General features: G+C 55.5%; 17 protein-coding genes, 1 tRNA gene and 1 CRISPR repeat array. Of the genes, 13 read left to right on the top strand and 5 right to left on the bottom strand.

Annotated features, from left to right (window positions below):
* Positions 1-10 precede the first annotated feature (10 nt).
* The 4 genes from IKP20_08285 to IKP20_08300 form a co-directional block, all read right to left on the bottom strand.
* Positions 11-1,060 (bottom strand): uroporphyrinogen decarboxylase family protein, encoded by a 1,050-nt coding sequence (locus IKP20_08285; GenBank protein MBR4504946.1) that lies wholly within the window; start codon positions 1,058-1,060, stop codon positions 11-13.
* A gap of 36 nt (positions 1,061-1,096) precedes the next feature.
* Positions 1,097-2,077 (bottom strand): hypothetical protein, encoded by a 981-nt coding sequence (locus tag IKP20_08290; GenBank protein MBR4504947.1) that lies wholly within the window; start codon positions 2,075-2,077, stop codon positions 1,097-1,099.
* Positions 2,078-2,198: 121 nt separating this feature from the next.
* Positions 2,199-3,179 (bottom strand): deoxyhypusine synthase, encoded by a 981-nt coding sequence (locus IKP20_08295; protein ID MBR4504948.1) that lies wholly within the window; start codon positions 3,177-3,179, stop codon positions 2,199-2,201.
* A gap of 4 nt (positions 3,180-3,183) precedes the next feature.
* Positions 3,184-3,747 carry a hypothetical protein gene (locus IKP20_08300; protein MBR4504949.1) on the bottom strand — a complete coding sequence of 188 codons (564 nt, stop codon included), beginning with the start codon at positions 3,745-3,747 and terminating at the stop codon, positions 3,184-3,186.
* 47 nt (positions 3,748-3,794) lie between these two features.
* On the opposite strand from IKP20_08300, the gene IKP20_08305 reads away from it, so the two are divergent.
* The 3 genes from IKP20_08305 to IKP20_08315 all read left to right on the top strand — a co-directional run bounded on the left by IKP20_08305 (position 3,795) and on the right by IKP20_08315 (position 5,138).
* The gene (locus IKP20_08305; protein MBR4504950.1) at positions 3,795-4,172 is read left to right on the top strand and encodes a hypothetical protein; all 378 of its coding nucleotides are present in this window, start codon (positions 3,795-3,797) and stop codon (positions 4,170-4,172) included.
* A gap of 128 nt (positions 4,173-4,300) precedes the next feature.
* Complete coding sequence (locus IKP20_08310) at positions 4,301-4,543, top strand: hypothetical protein (GenBank protein ID MBR4504951.1); 243 nt, start codon at positions 4,301-4,303, stop codon at positions 4,541-4,543.
* 64 nt (positions 4,544-4,607) lie between these two features.
* Positions 4,608-5,138: an inorganic diphosphatase gene (locus IKP20_08315; GenBank protein MBR4504952.1), complete on the top strand. Its 531-nt coding sequence runs from the start codon at positions 4,608-4,610 to the stop codon at positions 5,136-5,138.
* Between the two features lie 464 nt (positions 5,139-5,602).
* On the opposite strand, the gene IKP20_08320 is transcribed toward IKP20_08315, so the two are convergent.
* Positions 5,603-6,466 (bottom strand): EamA family transporter, encoded by an 864-nt coding sequence (locus tag IKP20_08320; GenBank protein ID MBR4504953.1) that lies wholly within the window; start codon positions 6,464-6,466, stop codon positions 5,603-5,605.
* Between the two features lie 282 nt (positions 6,467-6,748).
* Between IKP20_08320 and IKP20_08325 the strand changes: the two genes are divergently transcribed.
* The 10 genes from IKP20_08325 (at position 6,749) to IKP20_08370 (ending at position 12,985) form a co-directional block, all read left to right on the top strand.
* Positions 6,749-7,330, top strand: coding sequence for a DNA-directed RNA polymerase (locus IKP20_08325; GenBank protein MBR4504954.1), 582 nt, complete (start codon positions 6,749-6,751; stop codon positions 7,328-7,330).
* The gene (locus tag IKP20_08330) at positions 7,323-7,547 is read left to right on the top strand and encodes a DNA-directed RNA polymerase subunit E (GenBank protein MBR4504955.1); all 225 of its coding nucleotides are present in this window, start codon (positions 7,323-7,325) and stop codon (positions 7,545-7,547) included. The genes IKP20_08325 and IKP20_08330 overlap by 8 nt, the downstream gene beginning before the upstream one ends.
* A 5-nt stretch (positions 7,548-7,552) precedes the next feature.
* Positions 7,553-8,059: a GTP-dependent dephospho-CoA kinase family protein gene (locus IKP20_08335; GenBank protein ID MBR4504956.1), complete on the top strand. Its 507-nt coding sequence runs from the start codon at positions 7,553-7,555 to the stop codon at positions 8,057-8,059.
* Positions 8,056-8,370 (top strand): 30S ribosomal protein S24e, encoded by a 315-nt coding sequence (locus tag IKP20_08340; protein ID MBR4504957.1) that lies wholly within the window; start codon positions 8,056-8,058, stop codon positions 8,368-8,370. Before IKP20_08335 ends, IKP20_08340 begins: the two co-directional genes overlap by 4 nt.
* A gap of 5 nt (positions 8,371-8,375) precedes the next feature.
* Entirely contained in the window at positions 8,376-8,561 is a 186-nt protein-coding gene (locus tag IKP20_08345) for a 30S ribosomal protein S27ae (GenBank protein MBR4504958.1), read from the top strand.
* A 48-nt stretch (positions 8,562-8,609) separates the two neighbouring features.
* Positions 8,610-8,683: transfer RNA gene (locus tag IKP20_08350), tRNA-Arg, on the top strand.
* A 498-nt stretch (positions 8,684-9,181) separates the two neighbouring features.
* Positions 9,182-9,505, top strand: a complete 324-nt coding sequence (locus tag IKP20_08355) for a hypothetical protein (GenBank protein MBR4504959.1) — start codon at positions 9,182-9,184, stop codon at positions 9,503-9,505.
* A 226-nt stretch (positions 9,506-9,731) separates the two neighbouring features.
* Positions 9,732-11,237, top strand: a complete 1,506-nt coding sequence (locus IKP20_08360; protein MBR4504960.1) for a hypothetical protein — start codon at positions 9,732-9,734, stop codon at positions 11,235-11,237.
* A 38-nt stretch (positions 11,238-11,275) separates the two neighbouring features.
* Positions 11,276-11,974, top strand: a complete 699-nt coding sequence (locus tag IKP20_08365; protein ID MBR4504961.1) for a helix-turn-helix transcriptional regulator — start codon at positions 11,276-11,278, stop codon at positions 11,972-11,974.
* Between the two features lie 180 nt (positions 11,975-12,154).
* The gene (locus IKP20_08370) at positions 12,155-12,985 is read left to right on the top strand and encodes a viperin family antiviral radical SAM protein (GenBank protein ID MBR4504962.1); all 831 of its coding nucleotides are present in this window, start codon (positions 12,155-12,157) and stop codon (positions 12,983-12,985) included.
* Between the two features lie 132 nt (positions 12,986-13,117).
* Positions 13,118-13,685: direct repeats of the CRISPR family, unit length 32 nt; unit sequence GTTTCAATCCACGCACCCACGAAGGGTGCGAC.
* Positions 13,686-13,826 lie beyond the last annotated feature (141 nt).

Below are 13,826 nucleotides of genomic sequence, written 5' to 3' on the forward strand. Positions count from 1 at the left end.
CCCTCGCCTTTCATCTGAGCCAGTACTCGCGTCCCGCCTTTCCCATGGCGATGACATTCTCGTCCGGGCTGGAGATCGGCGTCTCGCATCCCGGCGCCAGGATGAAACCGCCTCCGTGCCCCGCGGCATCGAGTATCCTGTAGCATTGGGCGGTAATGGATTCCGGCGTTCCGGACATCATCTGCAAGACCGGGTCGATGTTCCCCATCAATGCGATCTTCCCATCCGCGTTCTCTTTGGCTTTTCCGGGATCCACGGCATGGTCGAAGCTGAGGCAATCCGCCCCGGTCTCCGGCAACTGTTTCATGGTCTCGATGGTGTTCCCGCATATATGGATGAAGCTCGGGATCGAGCTGTCCATCGCCTTGACGTCGGAGATCACCTTGGCTATATGCTCTTTGGAATATTCGGCGAACATATCCGGAGGGATCAGGTCCTGAGACGATGTCGGGTCCGCCATCCACATGAGGGTCGCGCCCGCGTCTATCATGCGCCTTTGGATGTCAGACACCAATACCGCAATCTTTTTGTTGAGCTTCTTCACGAGATCAGGTTCGTCGAACGTGTTCATGAGCATGTTCTCCACGCCCATGACGTATCCGGACGTCGTGATGGGTCCCCAGGATAGCCCGCAGATGTGGAGGTCCTCAGGCAGTATCCTGGCCGTCTCTTCGAGGCTTCTGGTGAACACCTTGGTGAAATTGGGGCAGGTCTTCTCATCGTATGGGTCGAAAAGCTCCATCCTGTCGATGTCCTCGGCGGTGTCGACCAGATGCTTGGGGACGCGCCCGTAGTCGTCCTCGGGGAAATTCACGTACATCCCCATATCCACGAACGGAACCTGGGAATCGAGGATAGGCTTGACGAAGTCCGACATGGTCTTCATCGCGTAGTCGACGGATATTTTGGCAGAAAGCTTAGGATCCCATCTGGCCGCCTCGACGGTCGTCCCGGCGCTGCGCGCGGCGGTGACCAATGCGAAATTGTTCACCGGTGTCCTGTCAGTCTCTTCGAAATTCAGGGCAGCCTCTACGCATGCCCTATGCCCCGCATCCTTCATGCACCTTTAATCTCATGCGTGATTCATATTATTTGTTCAAAGGCGGCGGAGCACCCTGTCCGTGAATTCCTCGGCGGTCAGAGTCCCTCCCACGTCCGGAGTCCTTTCCCCGGCGGCATATGCCTCGCAGAGGGCATCCATGAGGGCGCAGGATTCCTTTTCCATCCCGAATTCCGACAGCGCCCTGCAGCCGCCGATTATCAGAGAAGTCGGATTGGCGTATTTCCCTTCGACTTCGTTAGTGACGTTTCCCGAGATCGCCAGGATCTGGTCGTCGCCTACGAAGACGTCAGGGGAGAGATGGTTTCCGCCGGTCAGCCCGGCCAGAAGGCCTCCAGCCACCTGTCCGAAAAGGTCGACGCATATGACGGTACCGTATTTCGCAGGGTTTCTGACGGTCGAGGCCATCCATCTGCGTACGGTTTCTTCCGAGAGCGAGAAGCTTCCAGTTTCGAAGATGTTTCTGAAGCATTCCTTGAACATGCCGCTGGATTCCGGGAAGATCTCGCTAGTGATGCAGACGACCTCGTTTCTGCGCTCTATCTCCGCATACGACATCGCCTTCGCCATCATCCTGCTGTAATTCCCTTTTCTGACGTATTTGGTCAGGGTGATGCCGTCGAAATCTTCGGCCTCTATGGTATCCCTCCCAGGGACGGGGCTGCAGAACCAGAGGGTGGTGTCCATCCCCTTTTCCCCCAGGTCATCGGCCAGGGTGCGGAATCTTTTGCACACGGCGTAAAGGTCCAATTGTATCCTGAGCATGTTGATGGGATCCCTTTTCTGGCTGTGCCCGGCCTTATTTATGTCGATGGGCCCGCAGAGAGCGGCGCCGCATTCCGACGCTATCTCCATGGTATCGCGCGGAAGGTATGAGCCTACGCTCTCATACGCGGATGCTCCTATGTCTCCCTCTACGAATTCGATGCCTCCGGCGGCCGCGTCCAATACGGTCCTCACGGAATCCATCATGGTCTTTCCTATCCCGTCGCCGGGAAGAAGGAGTATCGTGTCCATCGGGTTCCCTCTTTTTCAATCGGAGTGGATGATGCCGTATATAAGATTAAGGGCAGAAAACAACCGTTAAGAATCAAACGGTACGGAATAGAGTGGCGGAGCCAACGCCCCGCCTGCGGTTTCAGAGCAGCCTTTCGGCGAGGGCGGCATAGATCAGGGGCAGCGTGATGGTGGCGTCGCCTTCGACGGTCATCTTTTTGGCGTCGGCTTTGACTTTGCCCCAAGAGACGGCCTCCCTGAGCCTGGCTCCGGAGAGGGAGCCATCGTATTCCTCGGCGGTGGTGAGATACACGGCATAGTCGAGCCCGCCGCGGAACTGGTTCCACCAGATCACGTGGTGCTTGGAAATTCCGCCTCCGATCATGAGGGCTCCGGTGTATTCAGCGTGGTTGGTCATCTCAGAGAGCATCTGCTCGTCGCCGAAGAGGTCGATCCTGAACTTTCTGTGGGTCTGGTAGTACATCCAAAGCTGGCATCCGAAGGATCCGTCGGTGATCCCGGGGACGATGACGGGAATCTGGTTCTTCCAGCACTGGTACATCAGGGAATCTTCATTGTCCATCCTCTTCCCGACTTCCCATATGATTTCGTGGGTGGTCATGGAATCCTTCCCTTCGAAGATCTCATCGAACATGGGCAGGATCTCTCCCTCGAGGACCTCCCCGTAGCACGAGTCGGGGACGAGAACGTTTCCGAGCCTGGAGATCGAGTACTCGTCCCTGAGCTTGGCGTCGTCCATCATGAAATCCCCTTTGAAGTAATCCTCGTACGTCCTGGAGATGTCGTGGTCCAGGGTTCCGCAGGTCGTGATGATGAGGTCGACCATGTGGTTCTTCACCATATCGACGATGACCCCGTGGGTTCCGGTGGCATTGATGCAGGCCGGGAAAGAGAGGATTCTGAGGCATCCCTTTTTGGTGATCATCTTTTCGGCTATGTCGGTGGCGTCGGAGAGTTTCTGGGCGGTGAATCCGCCGGCGCGTCCCATGGCCCTCATAAGCTGGTCGACGGTCATCCCTTTAGTGATTTTGATGTCTTCTACAGGTATTAGCTCCAATTCATTCTCGGGCATGTTTTCCACTTGGCCTTCGGTTAAAGCCATTCCCTTAAAATATGTTGCCTGGGGCTTTGCCGATCGCTTCCACGATGAGTTCCGCGGTTTTTTCCGGGGTTCCGGAGCCGTCCACCACGATCAGGCCCGGGACCGAGAGGATTTTTTCTCTGATCTCTCTCATCGAGCCTATATTCTCAAACATTTCGCGCTCCTTTCCCCTGGATTCGGAGCGTCCGACGGCGATTTCAGGGTCCAGATCGATGAAAACGATTGCGTCCGGGACGGGCATGACGGCTGAGAACATCCTGAAAATCGGTTTGGCGACGGGATCCGGGAGGTAATAGGCGGAAAGAGTGTACCTCACGACCAGGGAATTCTCGCTTTTCCTTATCCGGAATGAGCTCAGGAACATCTCAGCAGAAAGGAACGCGGCGGCGGCCAAGGATGCGGGGATGCCTTCCTTCGTGAGGAAGCGTTTGCATGAGCGCCCCAAGAATCCGTCCCCGGGATGCTCGATCAGCAGAAGGTCCTTCCCTTGGGAGCGGATCATGTCCGCAACGATCTTCGAGGCGGTGGTTTTGCCGCTACCGTCGAGGCCTTCTACGCTTACGAACACATCTCCGAATCGAATCGCGGATATATCGGGCTGCCGATTGCCGTGCGATGATGATAGTGGAGCGCTCCATGGGCTATCCGGAAATCAGGGATGTTCTGGAAGGCAAGAGAGTTTTCGTATGGACCTGCAACACATGCGCCAGATTCTGCGGCGCAGGCGGGAAGGAATACGCCGAGAAGATGGCGTCGGATCTGAAGGAGGACGGCTTGGATGTGGCCGGAGTGCTGTCGACTTCCGCCGCTTGCTTCATGAAGAACGCCGAGAAGATGGCCGGCGAAGCCCAGGAGTGCGATGCCATTCTAGCACTTTGCTGCGGGATAGGGGCGTCATGCGCCAGGAGGGCTTCCAGCATCGAAGTGATCAATCCGGTGAGGACGCTCGGGGTCGGGTATCTGGATTCCGAAGGGATCCCAAGGATTTCGTAAGTAATCGTCCGATATTCTCGGGATGTATGGAAGATCTGTCTGACCATTCCTGGGCTCTGGATAATAATGGATTGAAATGATATCTGGATTATAAGAATCGACTTATATCTGCGAGCTGACTTACAATTATGAAAGAGATAACCGAGGAAGAACTGCTGAAAACGATCGAAGAGAACCCGATGATCTGTACACGCGCGATAGTCAAGAAACTGCGCCCGGAGGAATTCAAGGACAACGCCACCTATCTGGAGTATGTGAGGAGCATCAAGCCGATCCTCATGAGGCTTTGGAAGAACGGGACGATAGTATCCTCGAAGGTCCAGTGCTGCACGTTCAATCTCAAGCAATGGCAGATATCCAATCTCCATTGAGACGGCGCTCATCCGTCGGCAATCGTTATTATATCCGTCCAAGGCTATACGGGCGCCGATAAAGATGATAATGCACGAGCTCTCCAAAGACAGGGTCACCCCAGAGAAATTCACCGCGATCATAGAGATTCCCAAGGGAAGCAAAGTCAAGTATGAGATCGACGAGGAAACCGGGCTTCTCGCGCTGGACAGGGTCCTCTCCACCTCCACCGCATACCCTTGGAACTATGGGTTCATCCCCAGAACTTACGCATTCGATGGGGATCCCCTTGATGTCGTGCTCCTCTGCTCAGAGACTTTGTTCCCGAACACCTTGGTCGAGTGCAAACCTATCGGTCTCCTCAAGATGGTGGACGGCGGCGATCAGGATGATAAGGTCATAGCCGTGCCCACGAAGGACCGCCACTTCAGGGATTACGACAGTATCAACCAGCTTCCCAAGCATCTCACCGAGGAGATCAGGCACTTCTTCTCCGTCTACAAGGCTCTCGAGGGCAAAGTCACCGAAGCCAAAGAGATGCTGGATGCCGCGGACGCCAAGGAAATGGTCGCTATCTGCAAGAAGAGATACGACGAGAAATTCCCTGGGATGTGAGCATCTCTTTCAATCTGGGGTCTGCCTGAAAGGGTCGGCCCTGTCCTTTTCTTTTCAGATGCGAGTGGCCGGCTCGAAGACGTTCGGATATATGGGCGGCCAGTTTTTCGGAATGCGCGGGAGTATCCAGCAATTTAAAGCTATTGCTGACAGAACGCTTAGAAGCATAGAAGAATGCTCTATGTTTTTTCTTGTGATTATCCATCGGTTTACTAATACAAAGAATAATGGCGGTTATTCCCCAATCCGATGATTTGCCAATAATGCTGTTTTTTGATGCTGAGTTCCCTGCTTCGGTCTGAGAATTCAATCCTTTATTTGTTGGCATTTTGGATGAAATGGGAATCAGTCCGGGCTTTTCCAGGCAGGTTCTATCAGATTGCGATGCTGAAAGCCTTCTGTCGCCAATGCTTTTAGACTGGCGCCCAGCAGAACGATGCAGAGGGCGTCAGGGCATGCCATGCTTATTGCAACGCCATGAGCGCCGTTCCAGCCACAATGCAGGCGATGCCCGCCGCCCTGCGTTTCGTCAGAGCCTCTTTGAACACAATCAGAGAGAATATGACAGTCACGACCACTCCCAGCTTGCTTATCGGAACGATGACGCTGGCCGGTCCGGTCTGCAGCGCGCCGAACAGGAACAGCCACGCCGAACCCGTGGTCAGGCCGGACATGGCTATGAACGTCATGCTTCTCCTGTCGATTCCGCCCATTTCCTTTCTTTTCCCTGAGGCAAAGACGATTGCCCAGGACATTGCCAGGATGGTTACAGTGCGGACAGCAGTCCCTAGGTTGGGGTCGACGTCCTCTATCCCAACCTTCCCCAGCAGAGCTGTCGCGGCGCCGAACACCGCCGATCCCAGTGCATAGAGAAGCCAGCGGGAACCCTCTGCCGAAGAGGTTTCTACATCCTGTTTCTCTATCATCAGCAGGGTTCCGGCGAGTATCAGGGCGACCCCGAAGATTCCGACGGCCGAAATGGATTCCCCCAGGAATGCGACAGCCAGAATCACCGCAAGGACTATGCTGAATTTGTTCACCGAAGCGACTTTGTTGACCTCTCCCAGCTGCAGCGCATTGAAGTAGCATAGCCAGGTGGCCCCGGTGGCGAAACCGGAAGCCATAAGGAAAATCCAGGAGCGAAGATCGATGCTCAAGATTCCCGACCAGGAACCGGATATCGCGACGATCGTCCAGGCGAACAGGGAAGCGACCACAGTGCGGAACGCCGTGGCCACGGTCGAATCGATCCCGCGGAGGCCGCATTTCGCGACTATGGAAGTGAAGCCTGCGCAAACTGCCGAGCAAACCGCAAGCAATATCCACATAGGGCCACCGTCATAAGCGGTAGACGCAGGAAAGTTAAAGCGATTTACTCTTAGGAGGCGTTTTCAGTTCGATTATGGGCCATATTCTTCAAGAAAATGTAAAAGAGCGGTGTGCCATAAGGACGTATCCCCGGTTTGGGCCGATTATGGGACTATGGCATCAGCCTTGCTTTCCGAGCCTTCCAGAGCAGCACGATCGTACGTCTGAATCCATTTATGCGCAAAGCGGCTTACAACTCAGATTTAAATATCTCTTCCTTATTGCTTGGGTGGAGGACCATTATGTATGCCATGATCAAGGATGTCGAGAGGCAGGTATGCATCCCACCAGTGGAGCTCGGCGACGACTATGAGGCCAACGTTGAGAAGCTCACTTGGGAGACTTTCGGCGGGAGGTTCGGAGAGGACAAATCGTTTACCGTTCTCATCCAGAACGTCAGATCAGTGGGACCTGGCCGCATAGTTCACGGCAACGGGGGAGTGCATCAGTCCGTTATGTTCGATGAGATCGTCTTCAAGCCAGAGAACGATGAGATTGTCGAGGGCAATGTGGTCGAGATCGTGAAATTCGGGGCTTTCGTCAGGTTCGGTCCTTTGGACGGGCTCCTTCACGTGAGCCAGGTGATGGACGACCGCGTGGACATAGACGAGAGCAACCAGAGGCTCGTCGGCAAGGAGAGCGGAAGGTATCTCGCAGTCGGCGACGTAGTAAGGGCGAGGATAGTAAGCCTCGATCTCAACGAGAAGAGCCCCCAAGAGAGCAAGATAGGGCTCACGATGCGTCAGACCGGCCTCGGGAAGCTCCAGTGGCTCGAAGAAGACGGAAAGAAATCTCTCCGCAGAGGAGGCGACGACGATGAGTGACGTGAGGAACCTTCTCGCATGCAAGTCATGCAAGATGCTGTTCGACTCGGAAGCGCTCAAAGAGCAGAAGCTTCCCCTTTCAGAATGCCCCCAATGCAGGGGCCAGCTCACCAAGGATTGGCAGGGATACCTGGCCGTCGTGGACTTCGAGAAGTCCGAGATCGCCAAGACCATGGGGATCTCCAAGAACGGCAAATATGCCCTGAAGGTCCGTTGACACTCATGTTCGAGAGGGATCTTGTCCTCCCAGCCTCGGAGAGGCAGGCGTTCAAGGAACCCATCGGAACTGAGCTGTACGATTCCGATCTGGATTCGTTCAGTAAAGAAACCCTTTTGGTGACGGTAGGGGACGTGGTGTCCCTGACGTTCAGAAACCGCGGGATAAGGCCGGATCTGTCCATATACGACGGATTCACCGAACGCCGCGGGATGACCCAATTCGCAGAGCTCGTCCGCGATGAGCCCAAAGAGAGGGTCGTCAGCCCTGCGGGGATGATATCCGCCCAGCTCGCGGATGCCATACGCAGGTGCATCGGGAAGTCCGGAAGCGGGCTGATCTGCGTGGAAGGGGAGGAGGATCTGGCTTTGCTGCCTTGCATCCTCTACGCCCCGGAAGGAGCTCAGATCGTGTACGGATGGCCCGGGCGGTGCATGATGCTCGTCGAAGTCGATGGGCACATCCAGATGAAGGCCGCCGACCTGGTCGCCAGACTGGAGGAATCAAAATGAAAATGGAAATCACCCAGAAAAGGGAGAACCCTCTCTTCGAGAGGACTGAAGTCCACTTCACGATCGATCACAACGGGGAATCCACCCCCGGAAGGAACGCGGTCGCCGAAGAGGTCGCGAAACAGATGAAATCCAACAGGAAATGCGTCGTAGTAGATGTCATCGAGTCGGTATACGGAAGGGGCATGTCCAAGGGATATGCCAAGGTCTACAAGAGCACCGAAGCCGCTCTCAAATACGACCGCGAGTATCTCCTGAAAAGGAACGGAATCGAGGCGCCAAAATACGAGGCGCCCAAGGCCGAGGAGTGATTCTTATGGCAGGAAAAGCAGCCTCTAAGAAAGCATCGGTCAAGAAGAGCAGCGCCTACAAGGTCGAGGGCGACAAACTCGTGAGAATCAAGCCCGTCTGCCCCAAATGCGGCCCCGGCGTTTTCATGGCTGTCCACAAGGACCGCAAGGCCTGCGGACGCTGCGGATACACCGAGTTCGACAAGAACTGAAGTTCCATTCCCGGGGAGACCCGGGTCAAACCGCTTTTTTCTGCATTAGGGCCTGTAGTATAGCCTGGATAGCATTGTGGCCTCCGGAGCCTCGGACTCGGGTTCGAATCCCGACAGGCCCGCTCATGCTCATAGCCAGCATCGATTTTTTCCGGTGCATTAAATTTCCGGGCCGTCCTCCCGTGCGGCGGGCCGATCGCGCGGATATGGTGTGTTTAACTCTCCTCTTTGAGCGATTATCGTGTTGACGCTTGGAAAACTGGAATTATGCCAAAGAATTTGGGGTATTTGTCGGCCGAATCCGCGGAAACAGTTGCAGATGACGAATAATCCAGGCAGTTCGGCGCCCAGATCTAATGCACGTGCATTAGCATGCCCGCACCCTGTTACCCGTTAACCTGTTAACCCGTCTCTGACATGGGAACTGAGGAGGACACCATTGCCAAGGCGATGGGTATTCGGAATTGGGGGGGCCTATTTTGACGGTCCAGCCTTTTCATTTTTGGGGAATCCAAGGTGCTTCAGGATGGGGATTTCGAATTGCAGGGGAATCCCAGGGCCTGAACTGCTGTAGAATCCCATCCGATGCATCAAGACCGCTTTGTGCGATAAGTGACGTGTTGGTCGCCAAGATTGCTGGTTTCGCCCAGAGGAAGCGGTACCGCATGTGGGACGATTCCGATCTGGAGATCCTCTATTCCGCCGATGTACTGGACATCGACATCCTGATAACCAGCGACGGGACTTTTTTTGACGCGAATGGGCCTCTCAGGGACATATGTGCTAGGATAATGAGGCCGCTGGAGCACCTCATGGGGAGGTGGAGAAGGAGGAAGCCCCAGTGTGCGATGGTCTGTAGGAGGCTGGATCGCCCGGAGTCGCTGGGGATGGCGGAGTGGGGCTACGCTCGCAGCGTCAGGAAGACTACAGTCTGGAGAGGATAGGATGAGAACGTGAGACTTCGGCACTAATGCGACTGTCCTTGACGCTTCTGTCGCAGAGAGAAGGTTTCCGCTAGTGATATGCCCATGATCACCATTTTTAGTTCGGAACTGATTGCGGTGATGGAGGTCAAGAGGCATGAATACGAGGGTGGATTCTTTCGGGCAGTTCGACAAACGCAAGGACGATCCAGTCTTCATGGAATACTTGCTGGACCACCATTAGGACGTGATAGATAGTAAAGAAGGCGCCGAGAAGGTCCTTTACTCCGGCGAGGTCGCCCGCCTTCTCGCTAGGATGGCAGTACATGAGAGATGTAGCGCAGAATTCGAAAAGCGCCCTATGGACCGTGAGATGTATGCAAGGTACTACAAGACCTCATTGTACGTCGCCAGAAAAGGGATTGATATCGGGATCCAGCTCGCATACGATGCCCGTGACGAGGGGAGAGCGGTTTCTGATCTTCTGTATAACCATTACATGGGTTGGATCTACATCCATTACTCGATGATGCTGCTGGAGACCCATCGCTATTTCGCCGCCATGAATGCGGTCTTGAATGCGGAAAACTTCCTTGTCCATGATTATTACAACGTCGTGACAAACGGGAATCTGAGCGCAGTCGTGTCCGAGCTAAGGAAACTGCCTGAATTCAGGAATCTCCCGTCAAACGTATCGGCAAAACAACGGAAGGACATCGTCGATAAGGCGCTCCAGTTCCTATATTCAGATTTTCACAACGCGATCGAGGATAAGAAGCTGCGCATATTGTCCAAGGTCTACAAGGAGGTGCCGAAAAGGTACCACGACATGTATGCGGTCTGGGCCTACAGGGTTCTGGCGACCTTGTTCGAGCAAGACCACAGCATATTGTTAAACTTTGGAGGCGTGTATCGGGACCTTCACGAGGAGTATCCCGAGATTCCCGATAAATATCCGGACCTTCCCGAGCTGTCCCTCAGGGATTCGGAGCTAGGAGAATCCCCTGAAGAGAAGGAATACGCCTTATGGGTCGCGAGCGGTGGCCTGGCACTGTCGTACCTAGATTTCGTTCCGGATCCCATCCTTCGCTGCAGGTATATATGCGATGATCTGCCCTTCGATTTCCACGACCCGGAGCAGAACCTCATGATGGAGGATGTGATGGAGACCTTCGCCCACTGCAGGTTCCAGATATACATGGCTACGACCTACCCGGCTACATTCGCTGGCCTCGCATACAGCATGAGCCCCAAATCCAAGCGCATATACAACCAGGAGCTGCTTCTGGACGTGTACCCCCGCCTGTACTCGGTTCTGGACAAGATCTCGCACATAGTCATGAGGTGCTTCGGAATCGTCCTCTCGCCCAAAAGGGAGGGCGATTACCCCCCACAGCCATCCTACAACCTCATCGTCCAAGAGATCCGCGGCCATTCCGGCGGGAACCCCCATCTTCTGACCCTGTGCGAGATATTCGACGAGATCAACCCCCGCTTCATATACAGGACCCAGAAGGACCAGCCTTTCTACGCGATGCTCCCCGACGCGATTCACATGGACCGGCTGCGGCACCACATAATCCATTCGGGGGTCTCCCTGACGGTGGAGAGCAGCGGCAAGGAATCCAACAGGGAGATCGCATACATAACCGAACGGGAATTCGGGTCGAGGTGCCGCGATCTGCTATACCTCGTCAAGGAAGCGATCATGAGCACCTGCCTGGCGCTCGAGTACAGGGACCGCCAGGAGTAAAGCACATTTGTTATATGATAAAACGGATCCGCTTTACGATGCACATACACCTGTCCTTCGCAGGCAAGACTCCGGACCCCACCCTGAACACCGTCAAGGCAATACCCGGCGCGATAGACAGGGTGGTGCTACTGTACAGCGTGTCGGAGGACGGCATCTATAAGAGTACCGCGAGGACGCTCGAGGAGAAACTGGGGGAGATGGGGTACGAGTGCGAGTCCAGGATTATAAAGCCCTTCGATTTCCTCAACATAGTGGACGTGATATACGGCGTATACGAGGAATACAGCGGTGCGGACAACAAGGCCAAGTTCTCCGTGGACATCACCAGCGGTACAAATTTGATGTCCGCGGCCGCATGCAACACTGCGTTCTTCATGGATTCCGACGTCTACTACATCATGGACCGTCGCATCTTCAAGGACAGGCCCCTGGAGGAGCTCCTTGTCAAGATACCCTCCCCGAAGATACCGGACGCCAAGCGCCTCGGAGGGCTGTCCCTGGACATGCTCAGATTCATCGCCGAGGAGCAGGATCAATGCCGCGAGGTCTGCAACGCCGACATCGCCAGGAAGTTCGGTATGAAGCCTCAGGCGGTGATGTACCATACCGCCAGGCTCGTCGACGCGGGGATCGTCGAGCTCGTCGACGCCCACACGCCGAAAGGGGTGATCGACAAGCGCAGGAAGGCCATCAGGATCAAACGCGAGGGGAGGTTCGTTTTGAGATGGACCTGAGCCGCCGATCAGTGCTCGAGGCGGCCGTGCATCGAGGATTCTCGTCTCCTGCAGGCGGATCGCAAAGCATGGAACGCTTCCAGGGCGTCGCATGTCTCATGCAAGTATTATACTATCATCAAAATCATATTTTTATTATAAAAGAATTTTACATTATAATTAACAAAGCATCGGCCTGTCATGAACTCGGAATCCGTTCCATGCAGGAAATTCAGGTCCGCGAACATACACGTGTACGGAAGATGCAACTACCGCTGCGAGCACTGCTTCGACCGCTGCCTCACGAAGAACTACATGAGGCCGGACGACTGGGCGGACGTGCTGTCCTTCCTCAAGGGGTGTGGCGTCGAGAAGATCAACCTGGCCGGCGGGGAGCCCCTGATGTACCCGTTCCTCGACCAGATGTGCTACCTCATCAAGGGGATGGGGTTCAAGCTGTCCATCGTCAGCAACGGGTCCCTGATCACCGACGACTGGCTGAGCCGCATGGAGGGGGTGGTCGACTGGATCGGGCTCTCGATCGATTCCGTCGACGAGGAGGACGAGATGCTGATCGGCAGGGGCAGCGGAGGCCACCTGGACAATGTCGCGGAGGTGGCCAGGATGGCACGCGAGCACGGCATCAGGGTGAAGCTCAACATCACAGTGGTCAGGAGGAGCTGGATGAAGGACTTCGGGCCCCTCACTGAGAGGATACGGCCGGACCGCGTCAAATGCTTCAGGGCCCTGACGCTGAGGAACGCAAACGACGACGTCCCAGACACGTGGTCCGTCACGAACGAGCAGTTCGCGGATTTCAGGCGCAGGCACGAGGGCATCGGGAACATCTTGTTCGAGGACAACGAGGACATGGTGGCGTCGTACGTGATGTTCGATCCCATGGGCAGATGGATGGTGAACACCGGGTACGAGAAGAGGTTCATCTCCTTCGAGGTCGTCAGGAGGGAGGGGCTGGGCAGCGAGGTGGACATCGAGAGGTACTACAGCCGCAACGCGGTCTACGATTGGTGATTCCGGCGGGATGCGACTTCGGGGACGATCTTTGGGCTCCCGTGTGCTGTCCGCACCGGGCGCCATGGATCCGTCCGGCGCCTCGCCCAGCGGGACGACGCTCCCGCACGACGGGCTCGCCGTGATAATGTCGTTTCAATCCACGCACCCACGAAGGGTGCGACACCGTCATGAACGAGATCATCAAAGGGGTCGAGAAGTTTCAATCCACGCACCCACGAAGGGTGCGACCCGGGAAGCGGGCGTTCGTGGATTCGTCCAGAGGGTTTCAATCCACGCACCCACGAAGGGTGCGACTCCGCTTACTGCCTAATCCGTATCGCAAGAGACTATGTTTCAATCCACGCACCCACGAAGGGTGCGACATTCTAGAAAACAGGCCAGCATACTACGGCGCGTCTGTTTCAATCCACGCACCCACGAAGGGTGCGACCCGACGGAGCGGCCAAGAGCATATCCGACATCATGTTTCAATCCACGCACCCACGAAGGGTGCGACCTTAATAACGGTGTTGTTGTAAGCGTCAATATCGGGTTTCAATCCACGCACCCACGAAGGGTGCGACCGGACGACGTAATCACCGGAACCCTTAAGCTGCTGTTTCAATCCACGCACCCACGAAGGGTGCGACGCCGGACAATTCACGTTTAATGACACCGACGGCAACGTTTCAATCCACGCACCCACGAAGGGTGCGACCTGAGGTGGGCCGGATGGCAGTCGACATCGTCTCCGAATGCAAGGCCCGCCTCGGCATAACGGGAGAGTATCATGACGCGACCATCCGCGCCTACGCGGACGACGTCATGAAGTACCTGCTGGATGCGGGGGTCCCTCCGA

It is taken from the genome of Candidatus Methanomethylophilaceae archaeon (assembly GCA_017524805.1).
Taxonomy (GTDB): Archaea; Thermoplasmatota; Thermoplasmata; order Methanomassiliicoccales; family Methanomethylophilaceae; genus Methanoprimaticola.